Origin of the sequence: Phytobacter sp. RSE-02 (assembly GCF_040578655.1) — a bacterium.
Lineage (GTDB): Bacteria > Pseudomonadota > Gammaproteobacteria > Enterobacterales > Enterobacteriaceae > Phytobacter > Phytobacter diazotrophicus.
The window spans coordinates 291534-312383 of record NZ_JBEULY010000003.1 but is presented as its reverse complement, the minus strand read 5'-3'; the positions used below and the strand labels follow the sequence as shown (position 1 = coordinate 312383).

19 protein-coding genes are annotated in these 20850 nt (G+C 50.9%); 18 read left to right on the top strand and 1 reads right to left on the bottom strand.

Features of this window, described 5'->3' with window-relative positions; translation table 11 throughout:
* Positions 1–324 precede the first annotated feature (324 nt).
* From ABU190_RS08365 to otsA, 6 genes are all read left to right on the top strand, one after another.
* Entirely contained in the window at positions 325–882 is a 558-nt protein-coding gene (locus tag ABU190_RS08365; protein ID WP_354691003.1) for a DJ-1/PfpI family protein, read from the top strand.
* A gap of 317 nt (positions 883–1199) precedes the next feature.
* Positions 1200–2189, top strand: a complete 990-nt coding sequence (locus ABU190_RS08360; RefSeq protein WP_039078671.1) for an arabinose ABC transporter substrate-binding protein — start codon at positions 1200–1202, stop codon at positions 2187–2189.
* A gap of 70 nt (positions 2190–2259) precedes the next feature.
* Complete coding sequence (araG, locus tag ABU190_RS08355) at positions 2260–3774, top strand: L-arabinose ABC transporter ATP-binding protein AraG (protein WP_354691002.1); 1515 nt, start codon at positions 2260–2262, stop codon at positions 3772–3774.
* 11 nt (positions 3775–3785) lie between these two features.
* Complete coding sequence (gene araH / locus ABU190_RS08350) at positions 3786–4775, top strand: L-arabinose ABC transporter permease AraH (RefSeq protein ID WP_162303309.1); 990 nt, start codon at positions 3786–3788, stop codon at positions 4773–4775.
* Between the two features lie 188 nt (positions 4776–4963).
* Positions 4964–5770, top strand: a complete 807-nt coding sequence (otsB, locus tag ABU190_RS08345; RefSeq protein WP_354691001.1) for a trehalose-phosphatase — start codon at positions 4964–4966, stop codon at positions 5768–5770.
* A complete protein-coding gene (otsA, locus tag ABU190_RS08340) occupies positions 5745–7169 on the top strand; it encodes an alpha,alpha-trehalose-phosphate synthase (RefSeq protein WP_271850883.1) in 1425 nt (474 codons plus the stop codon). Before otsB ends, otsA begins: the two co-directional genes overlap by 26 nt.
* 29 nt (positions 7170–7198) lie before the next feature.
* Here otsA and uspC read toward each other — a convergent pair whose 3' ends face one another.
* Positions 7199–7624, bottom strand: coding sequence for a universal stress protein UspC (gene uspC, locus ABU190_RS08335; RefSeq protein ID WP_039078676.1), 426 nt, complete (start codon positions 7622–7624; stop codon positions 7199–7201).
* A 779-nt stretch (positions 7625–8403) separates the two neighbouring features.
* Here uspC and flhD point away from each other — a divergent pair.
* From flhD to ABU190_RS08275, 12 genes are all read left to right on the top strand, one after another.
* Positions 8404–8754, top strand: a complete 351-nt coding sequence (flhD, locus tag ABU190_RS08330; protein ID WP_228007953.1) for a flagellar transcriptional regulator FlhD — start codon at positions 8404–8406, stop codon at positions 8752–8754.
* A 2-nt stretch (positions 8755–8756) separates the two neighbouring features.
* Positions 8757–9335 (top strand): flagellar transcriptional regulator FlhC, encoded by a 579-nt coding sequence (flhC, locus tag ABU190_RS08325; RefSeq protein ID WP_039078678.1) that lies wholly within the window; start codon positions 8757–8759, stop codon positions 9333–9335.
* Positions 9336–9461: 126 nt separating this feature from the next.
* Complete coding sequence (gene motA / locus ABU190_RS08320) at positions 9462–10349, top strand: flagellar motor stator protein MotA (RefSeq protein WP_039078679.1); 888 nt, start codon at positions 9462–9464, stop codon at positions 10347–10349.
* Positions 10346–11299 carry a flagellar motor protein MotB gene (gene motB, locus ABU190_RS08315; protein WP_296438905.1) on the top strand — a complete coding sequence of 318 codons (954 nt, stop codon included), beginning with the start codon at positions 10346–10348 and terminating at the stop codon, positions 11297–11299. Before motA ends, motB begins: the two co-directional genes overlap by 4 nt.
* Positions 11300–11303: 4 nt before the next feature.
* Positions 11304–13379, top strand: coding sequence for a chemotaxis protein CheA (cheA, locus tag ABU190_RS08310; RefSeq protein WP_354691000.1), 2076 nt, complete (start codon positions 11304–11306; stop codon positions 13377–13379).
* Positions 13380–13402: 23 nt separating this feature from the next.
* Positions 13403–13906 (top strand): chemotaxis protein CheW, encoded by a 504-nt coding sequence (gene cheW / locus ABU190_RS08305; RefSeq protein WP_039078682.1) that lies wholly within the window; start codon positions 13403–13405, stop codon positions 13904–13906.
* 535 nt (positions 13907–14441) lie between these two features.
* Positions 14442–15008, top strand: coding sequence for a spore coat protein U domain-containing protein (locus ABU190_RS08300; RefSeq protein WP_354690999.1), 567 nt, complete (start codon positions 14442–14444; stop codon positions 15006–15008).
* A 457-nt stretch (positions 15009–15465) separates the two neighbouring features.
* Complete coding sequence (locus ABU190_RS08295; RefSeq protein ID WP_271850887.1) at positions 15466–16038, top strand: spore coat protein U domain-containing protein; 573 nt, start codon at positions 15466–15468, stop codon at positions 16036–16038.
* Between the two features lie 88 nt (positions 16039–16126).
* On the top strand, positions 16127–16609 hold the full coding sequence (locus ABU190_RS08290) for a spore coat protein U domain-containing protein (RefSeq protein WP_223878805.1): 483 nt from the start codon (positions 16127–16129) through the stop codon (positions 16607–16609).
* Positions 16610–16622: 13 nt separating this feature from the next.
* Complete coding sequence (locus ABU190_RS08285) at positions 16623–17378, top strand: molecular chaperone (protein WP_271850888.1); 756 nt, start codon at positions 16623–16625, stop codon at positions 17376–17378.
* Positions 17357–19753: a fimbria/pilus outer membrane usher protein gene (locus ABU190_RS08280; RefSeq protein ID WP_354690998.1), complete on the top strand. Its 2397-nt coding sequence runs from the start codon at positions 17357–17359 to the stop codon at positions 19751–19753. Before ABU190_RS08285 ends, ABU190_RS08280 begins: the two co-directional genes overlap by 22 nt.
* A complete protein-coding gene (locus ABU190_RS08275) occupies positions 19753–20730 on the top strand; it encodes a spore coat U domain-containing protein (RefSeq protein WP_354690997.1) in 978 nt (325 codons plus the stop codon). Before ABU190_RS08280 ends, ABU190_RS08275 begins: the two co-directional genes overlap by 1 nt.
* Positions 20731–20850: the final 120 nt, after the last annotated feature.

The window sequence follows — 20850 nt, the reverse complement described above, 5'->3', positions numbered from 1 at the left end:
TCCTCTACCTCAATGCAAGTAGCATAACGAATATGCACGAATAAGAATATCCTGACTTATATTAAGTTACTGTTCGTTACACCCGGATGACATAGATGTGATGGTTTTTTATTCTGTCATATCGACTCATTTTTGCTTACGTCTGGCACAAATGATCTGACAGGGAAAACCGCTATTTTTTAACTGCTGATGCCCCCTGATTTTCTAAAAAGTATCAGGTTACATTCCCCTGACGGCCAGAATGTGACTTGTGAGTGTTTTTGAAACGCTGTTTTGATTTATCGTAGGGACAATTGATGACAACAACAGGGTAAGGAGCAGGCAATGAAAAAAGTGGCGGTGTTGTTAGCGCCAGGGTTTGAAGAAGCAGAGGCGATTATTACCATCGACATTCTGCGTCGCCTGAATATTGAGGTTGAAACGCTGGCCTGCGCACAATCACGTGCGGTCGTTAGCTATCACAATATTCCGATGGTGGCAGACAGCACGCTGAGCGAGCGTGCTGACACACTTTACGACGCCGTGGTGCTTCCGGGTGGCCCGCAGGGCAGTGTTAACCTTGCCGCGAATGCAGACGTTATCGAATTTGTTAAGCATCATGATGCGCAAAACAAGCTGATTTGCCCGATTTGCTCCGCGGCCGCAAGAGTGCTTGGCGGCAATGACCTGCTGGATGGCCGCCGCTACGTCTGCTCCGGCGATTTGTGGCAAGGGGTTCGAAACGGTGAGTACGTTGATGCCCCGGTGGTGGAAGACCGCAATCTGTTAAGCGGCAAAGGTCTTGGCCACGCGTTTGATTTTGCGTTTGCCCTGTCGGCACGCTTGCTGGGTGATGAACCCCCCGTGCGCGATCACGCAGATCATATTTATTACCATTGGTAACCTGTACACCCCGATACACCTTGTATCGGGGGACAAGGATAACCGAGCTGGAGCTATGGATTATCCTGCTAACACCCTTCTGATTTGTACGACAAATACTCCCATTTTTATGTCTTAATCCGCTGAATTTATGTACGGAATTACTGTAATTCTGCGGTGTGATATTGCTCTCCTATGGAGAATCAATTTCCCGCTAAAACTACTGCCAGCACAGGTATCCAGGGAAGCACGGATCCTAATGCCTTGTTTTATGACCTTTTAAGTTAACCGGTAGTTATTTTTCCCTACGTAAAAGAAAGTCAAAGCTGGAGTTAACCATGCACAAATTCACTAAAGCGTTAGCAGCCATTGGCCTTGCAGCCGTTATGTCACAATCCGCTATTGCTGAAACAATGAAACTGGGTTTTTTGGTAAAACAACCTGAAGAACCCTGGTTCCAGACTGAATGGAAATTCGCCGATAAGGCGGGCAAGGATTTAGGGTTTGAGGTGATTAAAATCGCCGTTCCGGATGGCGAAAAAACACTGAATGCTATCGACAGTCTGGCAGCGAGCGGCGCAAAAGGCTTCGTTATCTGTACGCCGGACCCGAAATTAGGTTCCGCGATTGTTGCTAAAGCGCGCGGTTATGACATGAAAGTCATTACCGTGGATGATCAGTTCGTTAACGCCAAAGGCGAACCGATGACGTCCGTTCCTCTGGTCATGATGGCCGCCAGCGAAATCGGCGCGCGTCAGGGTCAGGAATTGTACAAAGAGATGCAAAAACGCGGCTGGGATGTGAAAACGACCGGCGTTATGGCGATCACGGCCAATGAACTGGATACCGCACGTCGCCGTACCACCGGTTCAATGGATGCGCTGAAAGCCGCGGGCTTCCCGGAAAAACAAATTTACCAGGTACCGACAAAATCAAACGATATCCCCGGTGCGTTTGATGCCGGTAACTCTCTGCTGGTGCAACATCCGGAAGTGAAACACTGGCTGGTGCTGGGTATGAACGATAACACCGTCCTGGGCGGCGTGCGCGCAACCGAAGGTCAGGGCTTTAAAGCTGCGGATGTGATTGGCATTGGTATTAACGGTGTGGACGCGGTGAGCGAGTTGTCTAAAGCGCAGGCGACCGGCTTCTACGGTTCTCTGCTGCCAAGCCCGGATGTACACGGCTATAAAACCAGCGAGCTGCTCTACAACTGGGTGACCAAAGGTGTTGAGCCGCCGAAATTTACTGCGGTTACCGATGTGGTGCTGATCACTCGCGATAACTTCAAAGAAGAGCTGGCGAAAAAAGGGTTAGGCGTGAAGTAAATCTCTGATGGTTGTGCCCTCCCTGGTCAGGGAGGGCCAGAAGTACACTGAACTGATTCACGGAGACGTTATGCAAGACTCTACTCCTTATCTTTCCTTCCGCGGCATCGGCAAGACGTTCCCCGGCGTCAAGGCCCTGAGCGATATCAGCTTTGACTGTCATGCCGGTCAGGTCCACGCGTTGATGGGGGAGAATGGCGCGGGTAAGTCGACCCTGTTGAAAATTCTCAGCGGTAATTACGCACCGACGACCGGTACGCTGGCAATTAAAGGACAGGAAGTTAGCTTCGCGGATACCACGGCGGCGCTCAATGCCGGTGTGGCTATCATCTACCAGGAACTGCATCTGGTACCGGAAATGACGGTGGCGGAGAATATCTATCTTGGCCAGTTACCCCATAAAAGCGGGATCGTTAACCGCTCACTTCTTAACTACGAAGCGGGTCTGCAACTCAAGCATCTGGGGCTGGATATTGATCCACAGACGCCGCTCAAATATCTCTCCATCGGCCAGTGGCAGATGGTCGAAATCGCGAAGGCGCTGGCACGTAACGCCAAAGTTATTGCCTTCGATGAACCGACAAGCTCACTGTCGGCGCGCGAAATCGAAAACCTGTTCAGGGTTATTCGTGAGCTGCGCAAAGAAGGGCGCGTCATTTTGTATGTCTCGCACCGCATGGAAGAGATCTTCGCGCTCAGCGATGCCATTACCGTGTTTAAAGATGGACGTTATGTCCGTACGTTCACGGACATGCAGCAGGTTAACCATGACCAGTTAGTACAGGCGATGGTTGGCCGTGACCTGGGCGACATCTACGGCTGGCAGCCGCGCGACTATGGCGATGAACGGCTACGCCTCGATCAGGTTAAAGCACCCGGTGTTCGCACACCGATTAGCCTGACGGTACGCAGCGGCGAGATTGTTGGCCTGTTCGGTCTGGTAGGCGCAGGGCGCAGCGAGTTAATGAAAGGTTTGTTCGGCGGTACGCAAATTACCGAAGGGAAAGTCTTTATTGACGGTGCTGAGGTTAATATCCAGAAACCATCCCATGCCATTCGCGCCGGTATGATGCTCTGCCCGGAAGACCGTAAAGCAGAAGGGATTATTCCCGTCCACTCCGTACAGGAGAATATCAATATCAGCGCCCGGCGTAAGTTTATCCATGCAGGGTGTTTGATCAATAACGGCTGGGAGGCGCAGAACGCCGAGCATCATATTCGTAGCCTGAATATCAAAACGCCCAGTGCCGATCAGTTAATTATGAATCTTTCCGGGGGTAACCAGCAGAAGGCCATTCTGGGACGCTGGTTATCGGAAGAGATGAAGGTCATTTTGCTCGATGAACCCACTCGCGGGATTGATGTGGGGGCCAAGCATGAAATCTATAACGTTATCTATGCGCTGGCAGCCCGTGGTGTAGCGGTGTTGTTTGCCTCAAGCGACCTGCCGGAAGTCCTTGGCGTCGCCGACCGTATCGTGGTGATGCGCGAAGGCGAAATTGCCGGTGAATTGCTTCATGGTCAGGCCGATGAACAGCGAGCGCTCAGCCTCGCGATGCCTAAAGTTAGCCAGGCTGTCGCCTGAGCAAGGAGAATATGATGTCATCTGTAACTTCTTCTGGCGCACCGAAGTCGCCATCGGCCTTTAGCCTGGGCCGCATCTGGGATCAGTTCGGTATGCTGGTGGTGTTTGCCGCACTGTTTATCGGCTGCGCCGTTTTTGTGCCGAACTTCGCCTCGTTTGTGAACATGAAAGGGCTGGGGCTTGCAATCTCCATGTCCGGCATGGTGGCCTGCGGGATGTTGTTCTGTCTGGCCTCCGGTGACTTCGACCTTTCGGTTGCATCCGTCATCGCCTGTGCTGGTGTCACCACCGCTGTGGTGATCAACATGTCAGGTAGCCTGTGGCTGGGCGTATTTGCTGGCCTGATGCTGGGCGTGGTGAGCGGCTTTATTAACGGTTTTGTGATTGCCCGGCTGAAAATTAACGCCTTGATCACGACCCTTGCCACGATGCAAATCGTGCGCGGGCTGGCTTATATCATTTCTGATGGTAAAGCGGTCGGTATTGAAGACGAGAGCTTCTTTACGCTTGGTTATGCCAACTGGCTGGGGCTGCCTGCGCCAATCTGGCTGACTGTCGCTTGCCTGATCGTGTTTGGTTTCCTGTTAAACAAAACGACGTTCGGTCGAAACACGCTGGCAATTGGCGGCAATGAAGAAGCGGCGCGTCTTGCGGGCGTACCCGTAGTGCGCACGAAAATCATTATCTTTGTTCTGTCCGGGCTGGTATCCGCAGCGGCAGGGATTATCCTGGCCTCGCGTATGACAAGCGGTCAGCCGATGACCTCTATCGGTTATGAGCTGATTGTGATTTCGGCCTGCGTGCTGGGTGGGGTTTCGCTGAAAGGCGGTATCGGTAAAATCTCTTACGTGGTCGCCGGGATCCTGATTCTCGGGACGGTAGAGAATGCGATGAACCTGCTGAACATCTCGCCGTTTGCCCAGTATGTGGTGCGTGGTTTGATCTTGCTGGCTGCGGTGATTTTTGACCGCTACAAACAGAAGGCTAAACGGACGGTGTAATCCTCCTGTCATCGCTATGATGATTGATCTTTAAGCATACCTCCAGTAACCCATCAACCGCCAGAATGGTTGATGGGTTATGCATAAAATGGCGAGCAGCGTCACACTGTCTATACTTACATGGCTAATGATAATGAAAGGTTATCGTATGAGACCTTTCACCGTTGACCATTAAGGAGGAAACCAGGGTGGCTGACCTGTTATCTGAACCGCCTGTCTTTTCCGGAAATTTTGCTTTTTTCTTCGATCTTGACGGAACCCTCGCTGATATCAAACCTCACCCTGACCAGGTTTTTGTTCCGCCGGATGTTCTCAAGCGGCTCGCACGCCTTGCTGAAATGAATGATGGCGCGGTGGCATTGATCTCAGGGCGCTCAATGGTAGAGCTGGACAAGCTTGCCAGACCTTACCGTTTTCCCCTTGCCGGGGTTCATGGGGCAGAGCGCCGCGATATCAACGGTCAAACTCACCGGGTCACGTTGCCAGAAGAGATCATCCAGCCGCTGGAGCAGGCACTGACTACGGGAATGGCCGCACTTAAGGGTGCCGAGCTTGAAACCAAGGGGATGGCGTTCGCTCTGCATTATCGGCAGGCACCGGAGCATGAAGAGGCAATCTTCGCTCTGGCACGCAAAATGGTGGAGACCTGGGGCCAACTGGCGATGCAGCCAGGCAAATGTGTGATCGAACTTAAACCGTCTGGCATCAACAAGGGTGCCGCTATTGACGCGTTTTTACAGGAGTCGCCGTTTAAGGGCAGAAAACCGATATTTATCGGCGATGATCTGACGGATGAGCACGGCTTTGAGGTCGTGAACGCGAAATCAGGTATTTCGGTGAAAGTAGGGGCTGGTGCAACTCACGCGCAATGGCGTTTGGGTTGTGTAAATGACGTCCATCAGTGGCTTAAACGTATAACTGACCATCAAGAACAAGAAAAAAAGGCGCTAACAAACAGGAGAGATGGCTATGAGTCGCTTAGTCGTAGTATCTAATCGCATTGCTCCGCCTGACGATAAAAAGTCCAGCGCAGGTGGGCTGGCCGTAGGGATTCTGGGAGCATTAAAAGCCACGGGCGGATTATGGTTCGGCTGGAGTGGTGAAATTGGTGATGAGGATGCGCCGCTGAAAAAGGTTTCGCGTGGAAATATCACATGGGCTTCCTTTAACCTCAGCGAAGAGAATTACGAGCAATATTATTCTCAATTTTCCAACGCCGTGTTATGGCCGGCTTTCCATTATCGCCTTGACCTGGTGAAGTTCCAGCGTGAGGCCTGGGAGGGCTATCAGCGGGTAAATTCCCTGTTGGCGGATAAGTTATTACCGCTGGTAGAAGATGACGACAATCTGTGGATCCACGATTACCATCTGCTGCCTTTTGCCAGTGAATTACGTAAGCGTGGGGTGAACAACCGTATTGGTTTCTTCCTGCATATTCCTTTCCCGACCCCGGAAATCTTCAACGCACTGCCGCCAAATGCTGAACTGCTTGAGCAGTTGTGTGACTATGACCTGCTGGGTTTCCAGACCGAGAGCGATCGTCTGGCGTTCCTTGACTGTCTGTCTATCCAAACGCGACTGACGACACGCGGCGGTAAGCACCATACCGCATGGGGCAAAACATTCCAGACCGAGGTTTACCCTATCGGTATCGAACCGAAAGAGATTGCCCAGCAGGCTTCGGGGCCGTTGCCACCCAAACTGGCGCAACTGAAAAACGAGCTGAAAAACGTCAAGAATATCTTCTCCGTTGAGCGTCTGGATTACTCTAAGGGGTTGCCGGAGCGTTTCCTCGCCTATGAAACGCTGCTGGAGAAGTATCCGCAGCATCATGGCAAGATTCGCTATACGCAAATCGCACCGACCTCGCGTGGTGAAGTGCAGGCCTACCAGGACATTCGTCATCAACTGGAAACGGAAGCAGGGCGCATTAACGGGAAATATGGTCAGCTTGGCTGGACGCCGCTCTATTACTTGAACCAGCACTTTGATCGCAAAGTGCTAATGAAAGTCTTCAGATACGCGGAAGTCGGGTTGGTCACACCATTGCGTGACGGGATGAACCTGGTCGCGAAAGAGTATGTTGCCGCGCAGGATCCTGCGAACCCGGGCGTACTGGTGCTGTCGCAATTTGCCGGCGCGGCAAACGAGCTAACCTCGGCGCTGATTGTTAACCCTTACGACCGGGATGATGTGGCCGCAGCAATGGACAGGGCACTGACGATGCCGCTGGCTGAGCGTATCGCGCGCCATGCTGAAATGCTTAAGGTGATTGAGCAAAATGATATCAACCACTGGCAAGAACGGTTTATTAGCGATTTAAAGCGCATCACGCCACGTAGTGCTCAGAGTAGCCTGCAAAACAAAGTGGCGACCTTCCCGAAAATGGCCTGACAAGAGCCCCTTCCGTTACGCGGGAGGGGTTATTCGCTTAATGGCACCAGCAAGACATCCACTTTACACGAACCGACTATCGCTTTAGCGGAGCAGGCTGCTCGCGCAAAAAAACTCTGATTGTGATTCCCACAGATAACCAGGTCGACGCCCTGTGTACGACAGGTATGCAGCACGTGCTCACTGAGCTCACCAGAGGTAATAATCACCTGTTCAATGGGGTAATCAGCGCGGCTGACCAGGTCATTCATAAACTGTTGCGTCTCTTCCTGCAGAATCTCGCGCACATTCTCCATCATCGGTGCCGCAAGCTGGTTATACATTTCGGGATCGGACGTTAGTGTGATGAGGGTTAAGCGGGAGTGAAACGGACGTGCTATTGACACCGCTTTTGCCACCAGGGCGTGGCTTTCCGGAGAGGCCGATACCGCAACCAACAGATGCGTGTAGCCCATGACTGGCTCCTTATCTATGAGGTTCACATATCACCATTACTCCGTTTGCGCCAACGTAGCAATAGACCAATATGACAAACTTGTGAAGAAACTCATAAATATTCATTAATTAATCTTATGAAATGGACAGTTTGAAGTTTAATCATCTTAATTAGAATTAGGTGCTTAAGCGAAATTTTAAGAATTTAAAGTTAAATCCCTAAATTATTAATCGTCCTGATTAACAAATTTAAAATGATCCCGGGCGGCAATTAATAAGCGTGGCTGTATTTCTAATTTCTTGTTTTATAAAGGTATTTATTATTGTTTCTTTATTAGAGACGAATTGCGTATTTTAAACGCCTAAAGATAGTACACCGCTGACCACTGCGCCGTATTTCGATATGTCATATGAATGAGTATTCGCATTAAAAGAATAGAAAAATGGATTGTTAGAACAAAAAATAATCAATTCAGAAGCAGGACTGATAGATTTCTTACCAGGAAATGCGTAAATTATGTGACGTGGATCACATTTTTTCCAAAATTTCACTCTGGTCACATTGTATGTCTCAGCACCTACGAGTACAGTTGCGTCGAATTAGGAAAAATCTTAGTTCTTTGTAAGAAATGATTAAGAGTGTGGCAAGGTAAAAACATTTGAGCGAGAGACCTGCCGCACGAGATCCTAAGTCTGTTATGCATTTAGCCTTTCTTTTTATACCGGGTTTTTTCCCGGCGACATCACGGGGTGCGGTTTGTCCGCATAAGATACAAGTTGGTTATTCGGGATGGGAAAAATGCATACATCCGAGTTGCTGAAACACATTTATGACATCAATCTGTCATATCTGCTCCTTGCTCAGCGTTTAATTAGTCAGGACAAAGCGTCCGCCATGTTCCGCTTAGGTGTTAACGAAGAAATGGCGAATACGCTGGGAGAGTTAACTCTTCCACAGATGGTTAAGCTCGCTGAAACAAATCAAGTTATTTGTCAGTTCCGCTTTGACAACCATCAGACCATTACGCGTCTGACTCAGGAATCCCGTGTGGATGATTTACAGCAAATCCATACCGGCATTCTGCTCTCTACTCGTCTGCTGAATGAATCCACCCAATCAGGTGAACCAGCCCGGAAGAAAAGGGCGTAATCATGAGCGAGAAAAGTATTGTTCAAGAAGCCCGCGACATTCAGTTAGCAATGGAACTGATCACGCTGGGCGCACGTTTGCAAATGTTGGAGAGTGAGACGCAACTGAGCCGTGGTCGTCTCATTAAGCTTTACAAAGAGCTGCGTGGTAGCCCGCCGCCGAAAGGTATGCTGCCATTCTCCACCGACTGGTTTATGACGTGGGAGCAAAATATTCATGCTTCAATGTTCTGTAATGCCTGGCAATTCTTACTAAAAACCGGGTTATGCAGCGGCGTTGATGCGGTAATTAAAGCCTATCGACTCTATCTCGAACAATGCCCTCAGCCTGAGGAAGGGCCACTGCTGGCTCTGACTCGTGCCTGGACTTTGGTACGTTTCGTGGAAAGCGGAATGCTGGAGTTGTCTCGCTGTAACTGCTGTGGTGGTAACTTTATCACCCACGCGCATCAGCCTGTTGGCAGTTTCGCCTGTAGTTTATGCCAGCCGCCTTCTCGTGCGGTAAAAAGACGTAAACTTTCCCGGGATGCTGCCGATATTATTCCACAACTGCTGGAAGAACAGATCGATCAGGCTGTTTGACCGAACAAGGTGTGGGACAAACTCCAGCAGCGGTGAAGTTATACCGCTGCTTTTTTTTTCCCTGCCTGTCGTGAAAACCCTGCGATTTGTCTTCCTTGCCATAGTCATTAGCGGAAGGATGATGTCGTGCTTATCGTATTAGGTTACATAGTGGTTGTGGGTGCTGTCCTTGGCGGGTATATGATGACCGGCGGGCACCTTGGCGCACTTTATCAACCGTCCGAGCTTATCATCATTGGCGGCGCTGGCATCGGTGCGTTTATCGTCGGCAACAATGGTAAAGCCATCAAGGGCACCATCAAGGCGTTACCTTTGCTGTTTCGCCGCTCAAAATACACAAAAAGTATGTACATGGATTTGCTGGCGCTGCTCTATCGACTGATGGCGAAGTCTCGCCAGCAGGGGATGTTCTCCCTTGAACGGGATATCGAAAACCCGAAAGAGAGCGAGATTTTTGCCAGCTATCCGCGCATCCTTGCCGATGCCACCATGCTTGAATTTATTGTTGATTATCTGCGTCTTATCATCAGCGGCAATATGAACACCTTCGAAATTGAAGCGCTGATGGACGAAGAGATCGAAACCCACGAAAGCGAAGCGGAAGTCCCGGCCAACGCCCTGGCGGCGGTAGGGGATTCGTTGCCCGCGTTTGGTATCGTTGCGGCGGTTATGGGCGTGGTTCACGCACTGGCCTCGGCGGACCGTCCGGCGGCGGAGCTTGGTGCGCTCATTGCTCACGCGATGGTGGGAACCTTCCTTGGTATTTTGTTGGCGTACGGCTTTATTTCTCCGCTGGCCAGCGTGTTGCGTCAGAAAAGCGCCGAAACGACCAAAATGATGCAGTGCGTCAAGATCACACTGTTGTCGAATTTGAACGGCTACGCGCCGCCAATTGCCGTCGAGTTTGGGCGTAAAACGCTGTACTCAACCGAACGTCCGTCGTTTGTCGAACTGGATGAGCATGTGCGCGCGGTAAGAAACCCTAACCAACAGACAACGACTGAGGACGCATGAAAAATCAGTCCCATCCTATCGTCGTCGTAAGACGTAAAAAACATAAAGGACATGGCGGGGGAGCGCACGGCTCCTGGAAGATAGCCTATGCCGACTTTATGACGGCGATGATGGCTTTTTTCCTGGTTATGTGGCTTATCTCAATTTCTAGCCCTAAAGAACTGATTCAGATTGCCGAATACTTTCGTACACCCCTTGCAACAGCGGTAACGGGTGGACCAAGAATTTCGAATAGCGACAGTCCGATTCCGGGCGGTGGCGATGACTACACACAGCAGCAGGGCGAAGTTAAAAAACAGCCGAACATTGATGATCTCAAACAACGCATGGAGCAAGCGCGGCTGAAAAAATTGCGCGGCGATCTGGACCAACTGATCGAAGCCGATCCGAAATTGCGTGCTTTACGCCCGCACCTCAAGATCGATCTTGTTCAGGAAGGTTTGCGTATTCAGATTATCGATAGCCAGAACCGCCCGATGTTTAAAACCGGCCGGGCAGAAGTGGAGCCCTATATGCGTGACATTTTGCGGGCTATAGCACCGGTACTGAATGGTATTCCGAACAAAATTAGCATTTCCGGACACACCGATGACTATCCCTACGCCAACGGTGAGAAAGGATACAGCAACTGGGAACTTTCAGCGGATCGTGCAAACGCCTCGCGACGAGAACTGGTTGTTGGGGGTCTCGACGATGGAAAAATGCTTCGAGTCATTGGCATGGCAGCCACAATGAGGCTGGCAGAGCGCGGACCGAATGAGGCGATCAACCGCCGTATCAGCCTGTTGGTGCTAAACAAACAAGCAGAAGAAGCCATTCTGCATGAAAACGCCGAAAGCCAAAATGTGCCAATAAGCGTCATTACACAGCCGGAGGCAGAAGCGGCGCCAGCGCCAGCATCCGAGCCTGCGGCGGCAGTTACAACATCGCCACAACCCGAGTCGAGGTGATTGCGTGAGCATGGATATTAGCGATTTTTATCAGACGTTCTTTGATGAAGCTGACGAGTTGTTGGCCGACATGGAGCAGCATTTGTTAGACCTGGTGCCAGAAGCGCCGGACTCTGAACAACTCAATGCCATCTTTCGTGCCGCCCACTCTATCAAAGGCGGTGCAGGCACGTTTGGCTTCACCATTTTGCAGGAAACCACGCACCTGATGGAAAACCTGCTTGATGAAGCCCGCCGTGGGGAAATGCAGCTCAACACTGACATCATTAACCTGTTTTTGGAAACCAAAGATATTATGCAGGAACAGCTCGATGCCTATAAAAGCTCTACGGAGCCAGATGCCGCCAGCTTTGAATATATCTGCAATGCGTTGCGTCAATTAGCGTTGGAAGCCAAAGGGCAAGCTGTTCCGGCTGCAGCCAATAGCGCCAAATTGTCCGTTGTTGAAAGCGCCGCACAGGACGCTGAGGCTGCCGCTCCGGCGAGCCCGGCCGATGACGGAAAGCTGCGTATTGTGCTGTCGCGTCTAAAAGAAAACGAAGTCAGCCTTCTGGAAGAAGAGTTGGGTAACCTCGGTACGCTCACCGACGTTGTAAAAGGGACGGATACCTTACGCGTCACGTTGGATGGCGGTGTAAGCCAGGATGATATCATTGCGGTGCTGTGCTTCGTTATAGAAGCAGACCAGATCGCCTTTGAAAACGCCAGCGTACCTGCGGAAAGCGCGTCTGCGGAAGCTGCAGCGGTTGAAGCCGTTGAAGAGGCCGCACCAGAAGCGGCAGCGGCCCCGGTTTCGGCCCCGGCCCCGGTTGTCCAGGCAGCACCTGTCGCGGCGCTGAAAGCGGTCGCCAAAGAGCAACCCGCAGGTCGTGAAAAACCGGCCCGCGCCAGTGAGTCAACCAGTATCCGTGTTGCGGTAGAGAAAGTTGACCAGTTGATTAACCTCGTCGGCGAGCTTGTTATTACGCAGTCGATGCTGGCTCAGCGCTCGAACGAACTTGACCCGGTCACCCACGGCGACCTGATTACCAGCATGACGCAGTTGCAGCGTAACGCACGCGATCTGCAAGAATCGGTCATGTCTATCCGTATGATGCCGATGGAATATGTATTCAGCCGCTTCCCGCGTCTGGTGCGTGACCTCGCGAGCAAGTTGGATAAACAGGTTGAACTGACCCTGCAAGGTAGCTCAACGGAACTGGATAAGAGCCTGATTGAGCGCATCATTGACCCGTTAACGCACCTGGTGCGTAACAGCCTTGACCACGGGATTGAAGTTCCGGAAAAACGTGTTGCAGCGGGTAAATCACCAATTGGCAACCTGATCCTTTCCGCAGAACATCAGGGTGGCAATATCTGCATCGAAGTCACCGACGATGGCGCAGGCCTGAACCGTGAACGTATCCTGGCAAAAGCCATATCGCAGGGTATGCCGGTGCACGAAAACATGAGCGACGAAGAAGTCGGCATGCTGATCTTCGCTCCGGGCTTCTCCACCGCTGAGCAGGTGACCGATGTCTCCGGGCGTGGTGTGGGCATGGACGTGGTGAAACGTAATATCCAGGAGATGGGCGGCCACGTTGAGATCAAATCACGTCAGGGCGCAGGAACCACAATCCGCATTCTGCTGCCGTTGACCCTGGCAATCCTTGACGGCATGTCCGTTAAAGTAAGCGATGAAGTGTTCATTCTGCCGCTGAACGCGGTGATGGAATCGCTGCAGCCGCGCGAAGAAGATTTGCACCCACTGGCCGGTGGCGAGCGCGTACTCGAAGTGCGTGGCGAGTACCTGCCGTTGGTAGAGTTGTGGAAGGTATTTGATGTTAATGGCGCGAAAACCGAAGCTACGCAGGGCATTGTCGTTATCCTGCAAAGCGCCGGTCGTCGCTATGCATTGCTGGTTGATCAATTGATTGGTCAGCATCAGGTAGTAGTGAAAAACCTTGAAAGCAATTACCGCAAAGTGCCGGGAATTTCTGCGGCAACCATCCTTGGTGATGGTAGCGTTGCGCTGATTGTTGATGTTTCGGCACTACAGGGATTAAACCGTGAACAACGTGTGGCGCACACTGCCGCCTGACTGAGTTAAAAGAAGGTAAAAACATGACCGGTATGAGCAATGTAACAAAACTGGCTGGCGAGCCATCGGGCCAGGAATTCCTGGTATTTACCCTGGGCGATGAAGAATACGGTATCGATATTCTGAAAGTGCAGGAGATTCGTGGCTATGACCAGGTCACCCGTATCGCCAACACGCCTGACTTTATCAAGGGTGTCACTAACTTACGTGGCGTTATCGTCCCTATTGTCGACCTGCGTGTGAAATTCTGCCAGGTTGACGTTGAATACAACGATAACACAGTGGTCATCGTCCTGAACTTTGGTCAGCGCGTGGTTGGGATTGTTGTCGATGGCGTATCTGACGTGCTGTCGCTGGCTGCGGATCAAATCCGCCCGGCACCGGAATTCGCGGTTACCCTGTCCACCGAGTACCTGACAGGTCTTGGCGCACTGGGTGAGCGTATGCTGATTCTGGTCAACATCGAAAAACTGCTGAACAGCGACGAGATGGCACTGCTGGATATCGCAGCTACCCACGTCGCCTAATCGCGCGTCCCTAAACCCCTGCGCCATCGCGTGGGGGTTTTCTTTCCTTTCCTGCCATTCACTCGCGCTTTTTGTTTTTTATTCATCTGTCCTGATTCCTGTATTTATCACCGTAAATATAGCGACGCAAAGAAATACCTGACGATAAATGATGTGAATGTCCGTTATGTTGCGTGTTAATACACACGGCACATTGTATTTACTGAATAATGACGCATTACATATATGGGGTTTCTTTAAAAGAGACAGATGGCAGCATAGCGTTGAATTTGTTTTAGTGTACATAAATAATGTTTTCTTTCGGCTTAACTTCCTATATTATAGAATCAGTTACGCAACTGAATTATTTGAATTCTAATTTACGTCAAATGGTAAGTAACTTTCAGTAATTTGTTGAATAACATAGATATTTATAATTTTTTATTTGTCAGTGACATGCAATTTTAGGAATGCCCGGTGTTATGCAGCGATGGAAGTGCAATTTTTAAATTGTTACTGCGTGATGAATAAACTGCGCTTTTTCCGGAACTGTACTATGAAAAAATATCTGTTTCTGTTGGCCTGCATATTGTCGCTGGCGTTACCGGTTAAGGTTTCGGCAAGCAGCAGTGGCACCCTTGGCGTATCCCTGACGCTGACGAACGGCTGCCTGGTTAATGGTTCCGCCAGCAAGAATGGTATTTCCTTCGGTACGCTCAATTTTGGCGACCATTCCGCCACCTTTTCCGAACTCTCTACGCAACTGTCGAACAGCGGGCCGGGTGGGAATGCATTTGGGATCCAGTGCACCACCAATAGCTACAGTGTACAGATAACCGGTACTACCAACACCACGGCTCCCACGTCGCTTGTTGGTATCCCCGGAACTACGGCACGCTATCTGCGAAGCGCCAGTAATAGCACCCAGGGCGTTGCCTACAGTCTCTATAGTGACAGTAGTTTTAACAACGAGATTGCCAATAACACAGCGCTTCCTCGTCTGTCGACAGTTGACGGTGTGGATTATTACACGCTGTATGGCCGCATCCGCGGCGGTGGTAAAAATACTGCGATTGCACCCGGTAACTATTCAGATACTATTTATGTCAGTGTGAATTATTAAATTTAGCAGGTTGAAGTCATTTTTTAAGGCCTGCAATTGGTATGGGCTTTTTATTTTTAAAAAATGGTCGAGCATCATAATAAAGTTAATAAACAATAAACTTATTTTTTAAAGTTTAAGTGCTGCTTAATTTCAGTGATTGCACCAGTGCGAATCAGCATTTTTAATATGCTAATGGTGAATTTACGCTATACCATATATTGTGATGTTTATCACATTATTGCTAATATATCCTTTTCATATTTCTTTCTCGTTACGCTTCATTATAATTAACTTATTGAAAAACAATCAAAATATATACTAACGCACCCTTTGAGGGTGTTGGTCATATTCAGTGGTTGAAGCGTTGGACATCAACTAAATTTTTCTTATTACTCCTATTGAGTTACGCACATCCGTTTTTAATGACGTTGCTCTTTTATATTGAATGAACGCTCGCCTTTCCCGGAGATATAATATGAAGAAAATACGCCTTATCCTGTTAACTGGATTGGTGACGTTGTCGGTAAATAATGCCGATGCGGTTACCAGTAACGGTATTATTGGGGCGACGTTGACATTATCAAACGGATGTTTAATTAATGGTTCTCCCTCTCAAAGCGGTATCAACTTCGGTACACTGGACTTCGGTACAAATCCCGCCACATTTTCTCAATTGACCACTCAACTTTCTAACACGGGCGCTGGCGGCAGTTCGTTCACTATTCAATGCACGACCACCAGCTATACCGTCCAGATAACCGGCAACACCAATACTGCAACACCAGGCACTACGGTGGGAACGCCGGGTACAGTGGCACGGTATTTGCGTTCCGCAACGCCAACGAACACGCAAGGGGTGGCGTACAGCGTTTTTAGCGACAGCGCGTTCAGTAATGAGATCGTTAACGGTGCCGCCATCCCGCGAACCACCACCAGCGGTGGAGTGGATTCTTACACGTTGTATGGCCGCATTACTGGCGGGGGTAACAGCGTAACGGTATTGCCCGGGACCTATACGGACACCCTAAACGTGAGCGTGACCTACTAGCGTCAATATGATGCAACCAGAAGGAAAGTGCGCTTCTCTTGCGAGAAGTCACGGGGTGTTGCACGCCATTTTTGGGCTATCGCTGAGCATGAGTGTACTGCCAGGGCCTGCGGTTGCCGTCACGGTGACGCAACAAACTTTTACCGTTGGAGCGACCATTACACCCGGATGTTCTGTAACGAGAGGCGTCGGTGGGGTTTTGGGCGCACTTGATTTTGGTACTCATACGGGGGTGGAGAGCGGCCAGATCTCCACCAGCTTTGTACCGAATGCCGGAATGTCACTCGCCTGCACGCCGGGTGTTGCCTTAACCATGAGCATCAACGGTGGGATGTATTACTCAACGGTACGCAATATGCAGCTAAACGGTGGAACACAGCGGGTTCCGTATCGCATTTACCGCAGTAGCTCGCTGGCGGCAAACACAGAAATTGGTGTTAATCAGTCGGTGTCAGTCACCTATAGCGATGCCAATAATATCGCGCTCAGCATCTTTGGCGCCGCGCAACTGTCCCCGTTCGGCACAGCGGGAACATATTCTGATCAATTGACTGTGACATTGACATGGTAAAGGGAGAAGGGAAATGAGCGTCACCTCCGGCGCCGCAAGGGCGGCAGGTTTAATGATGATGCTGTGTACTGCGATGGGAGACGCCAATGCGGCAGCCACAATCTTACTCTGGCCGATTGATCCCTGGTTAGGATCAGAGAATAAAGCCACCGAGTTGTGGATCCAGAACCAGGGCAACACGCCAGCAACCATGCAGGTGCGTATCGTCCGTTGGCGCCAGGAGCGTGGCGATGAGCGCTATCAACCGCAGACGGATGTGGTCGCCAGCCCGCCCATTGTCACCATACAAAAAGGGACTAAGCAGCTTATCCGCCTGATAAAACAGACGGAGATACCCGCAGGCACAGAACAGGCATACCGAATCATTGTTGATGAAATCCCTCCAGCCGGCTCATCTCAGGGACAGATGGGTATCAAACTGCAAATGCGTTACTCCATCCCGCTCTTTGTTTATGGCAAGGGGATTACTACTTATCCTGAGAGTGCAAACCATGCGCTGGTGGATCCGCGCGAGCTCAGTTGGCAAGTCGTACGAGAAAATGGAAAACCTGCGCTGCAGATACGTAACCAGGGTGATGTGCATGTTCGATTGACGGCTGTCTCTGCCAGACAAGGTGGACAAACACGGGTCATTGCTGACGGACTGCTGGGTTATGTTCTGCCAGGGGAAACGCGTTCCTGGCCGCTCCCTGCCGGGTTGCCTGCCCCTGTCGAGCTTAAAGCGACAATCAATGCCAGAGAAAGTGAATGGCAGTCTCCCGCCAGGTAATTTTCCCGGCGATGATCATGCTGCTAGGCAATTCGGCTAATGTCAGAGCACAGCAGGGCGATGACACACTTCCGCCGCCGCCGGATGCACAAGTAGTGAATGAACAGGTGGTGTTTCATCTAAACCTGGTCATAAATCATTATGATACGCAACAGGTTGTACCGGTGACGCGACGTGGCAGTGCTTATTTTGTCGCCAGCGCCGATCTGCAGCGTTGCGGAATATCTGCGGATTATATTCCTCAGGGAGAGGTAAACGTGTCAGCGTTACCCAACGTGCGCACTGACTACGATAGCGAACGTCAGCGGCTATTGCTGTTTGTTCCTGATGGGTGGTTGCCGGAGCGGTTTACCGCGTTCAATGGCGGACAGCAGCGTAGCCCCTTACCCAATGGGCGTGGCGCGCTGCTGAATTATGATGTCTACACCAATAACACGGAAAATATCGGTACACGTGCTTCTCTTTGGCATGAGTTTCGCTATTTCTCCGGAAATATGACGTTTTCCACGACCGGGACAGCCATCTCCCGCCTTTCGGGTCAACCTGCGCAACAGGATGGCTATACCCGTTATGACACCACCCTCCATTTGACTGATGAAGACAAGGCTATCCAGTGGAGTGTGGGGGATGTGATTTCCGACTCGCTAAGTTGGAGTAACAGCGTACGCGTAGGGGGGATCAGTTATGGGCGTGACTTTTCACTGCGTCCTGATCTGGTGACCTGGCCCATTCCGTCATTTTCCGGCGAGGCGGCGGTTCCGACCTCGGTTGATGTATTCATTAATGGCTACCGCGCCGGGTCGAAACAAATTGAGCCAGGCCCTTTTACCCTGACCAATTTGCCTTATATAAACGGTGCAGGGAATGCAGTACTGGTCACCACCGATGCTTTAGGGCGCAAGGTCAGTACCACCATGCCGTTTTATGTCGCCAGCGAGTTGCTTAAAGAGGGGCTCAGTGATGGTTCGGCAACGCTGGGGGGGCTGCGGCGTAATTACGGTATCGACAGTTTCGACTATGGCTCCATGGTGGGAAGTGCGTCTTATCGCTACGGCCTGACAGATTATTTGACGCTGGAGGCTCATGGGGAAGGGGCGCAGAAACTGGCGCTAGGCGGCGTGGGCGCTGTCGCGAAATTGTGGCGTCTTGGGGTGGTGAATTCGTCATGGACGCAAAGTCAGATGCGGGGCGACAGTGGTAGTCAATTGAACTGGGGATATCAGTACAGTACCGGTATGTTCAGCATTGCCACGCAGCATATCCGTCGCGATCGCGGTTTCGGCAACCTGGCGCTGTATGAACAAAACTTCTATTACGACCATCCCAATGACAATAACACGCCGCCAATAGCCAGTTTGAGTCGTAAAACGGACCAATACTCACTCTCTTTTAATCTCGGCGATTTTGGCAATATTGGCGCGGCATGGATTGGCGTTCGCAATTTTGACAACAGCAAGACTGAATTGCTTAACCTCTCATGGAGCCGGAATCTGTGGGGAGACAGCAATATTTATGTTTCGGCAAGCCGTGAGAATGGGCGCGGTGACTGGAACGCCGCAGTCTCGGTACAAATTCCGCTCGGCGATCGGGACAGCGTGTCTCTGAGCGTAGATAACACTGCGGATGCGGGCACGGCGCAGCGGATTAACTACGGACATTCGATGCCCTCTTACGGTGGTTTGAGCTGGAATATGGCGCTGGCGCGACAGACCAAAGGCGACAGTTATCAACAAGGAACGCTCGGCTGGCGCAATAACAACGTTGAACTGCAGGGGGGCATGTACGGCTACAGCGACATGCGAACATGGTGGGGGGAGGCGATGGGATCGCTGGTACTGATGGATAACGAATTCTTCTTCGCCAAAAGAATCAATGATGCCTTTGTGGTCGTGAGTACGGGGGGAGAGCCGGAAATTCCGGTAAATTATGAAAATCAACTCATTGGAAAAACGAATAAAAATGGCTACCTGCTCATAAGCGGCGTGTCTTCGTATTATCCGGCCAATTACAGCATTGACACCCTGAATTTACCCGCCGACACGCAGATCATTGAGACCGAGCGGCGGCTTGCTCTGCGTCGTTACTCAGGCTATCTGGTGGAGTTTCCAATGGTGCGCGAGCGGGTGGCGAGTGTGATCCTGCATGATGAGCAAAACAACCCGTTACCGCTCACCAGTGAAGTGAGTCGCCAGGGCAAACCGACAGCTATTGTGGGCTATGACGGTATTGCCTGGCTGGAAAATCTGGATGAAGCCAGTGTGCTTAATGTCCGGTTACCCGATGACACACGCTGCACCGCTAACCTGACCCTGAATGCCAACCCGGAGCATAAGCTGGAAACGTACGGCCCGCTTGTGTGTAAGAGGAGCAACTGATGCGTCGTATCCTGTTAATGCTGTTATTACTGTCGGTAACGAGCGCACAGGTTTGGGCTGCCTGTACCGCCAGTTTATCGAATACCAGCCCGTCATTTGGCACGTCAGTGACATCTTTTACCCTCAATAGCGCCGAGCAACCGGTGTCTACCAATATCTATCTTGATTGCGACTCCGCGCTGTCGCTTCTGACAAATGACTACGCAACACTCACTATGACAGGGGCCTCAACGCTGGTTGCCAGTCGTGGGGCGATGAAGCGTACCGATGATTTAACGGTGACGGATACCATCCCGGTGAAATTATGCGGTGTGTCTGGCTGTTCGTCGGGTGAAGTCACGAACGGTGGGGCTGGCTATACCTGGAATGGCACTTTTCTTTTGACGGTACTGGGATCGAAGCGCTATACGCTGCCACTCTTTTTACGCACTGTGACCGGTCAAAGCGTTTCGGCCGGTCCCTATGCGGGGACGTTAAACCTGAATCTCTACTACAACATATGCGCGGTGGGGACCATTTTAACCGGTTGTACGCAGTTGCAAAGTGGTAACCTGGCGCTGAATCTTACGGTAAGCATGACAGTGACCAACGATTGCACTGCGATTTCAGCACCTAATGTCAATTTCGGCAGTGCGCCAATCGCGAAGGCGTTCCCCGCCATTTCACAATCGATTAGCGTGACCTGCACTAAAGGGTATGCCTATACCATTGGTATCAATAATGGCAACAATGCCAATGGGACGGTACGACAGATGGCAAACGGTTTAAATCGGCTGAGTTATGAAATCTATAAAGGCAGCACATCATCCCGTTGGGGGGCTGCGGGGGCGGAGCGCTGGTCCAGTGGGACGTCTTCATCGATCAGCACTGATGGCACGTTACGCACCTATAACTATACGGCGCAGGTCATGCCGAATCAGACGACCCCACCGGGAGGAACATACAGTGACACATTACTAATCGATCTCGCTTTTTAGTTGAGTTATCGCTTTTTAACATTCCAGACGAAGGAGATTTCTACGGTTAATATTGAGACGGTTTAATTCCCTTTCGCAAATGTAAAGTTCTATAGCCCCTTGCCGATAACACCGTTAACA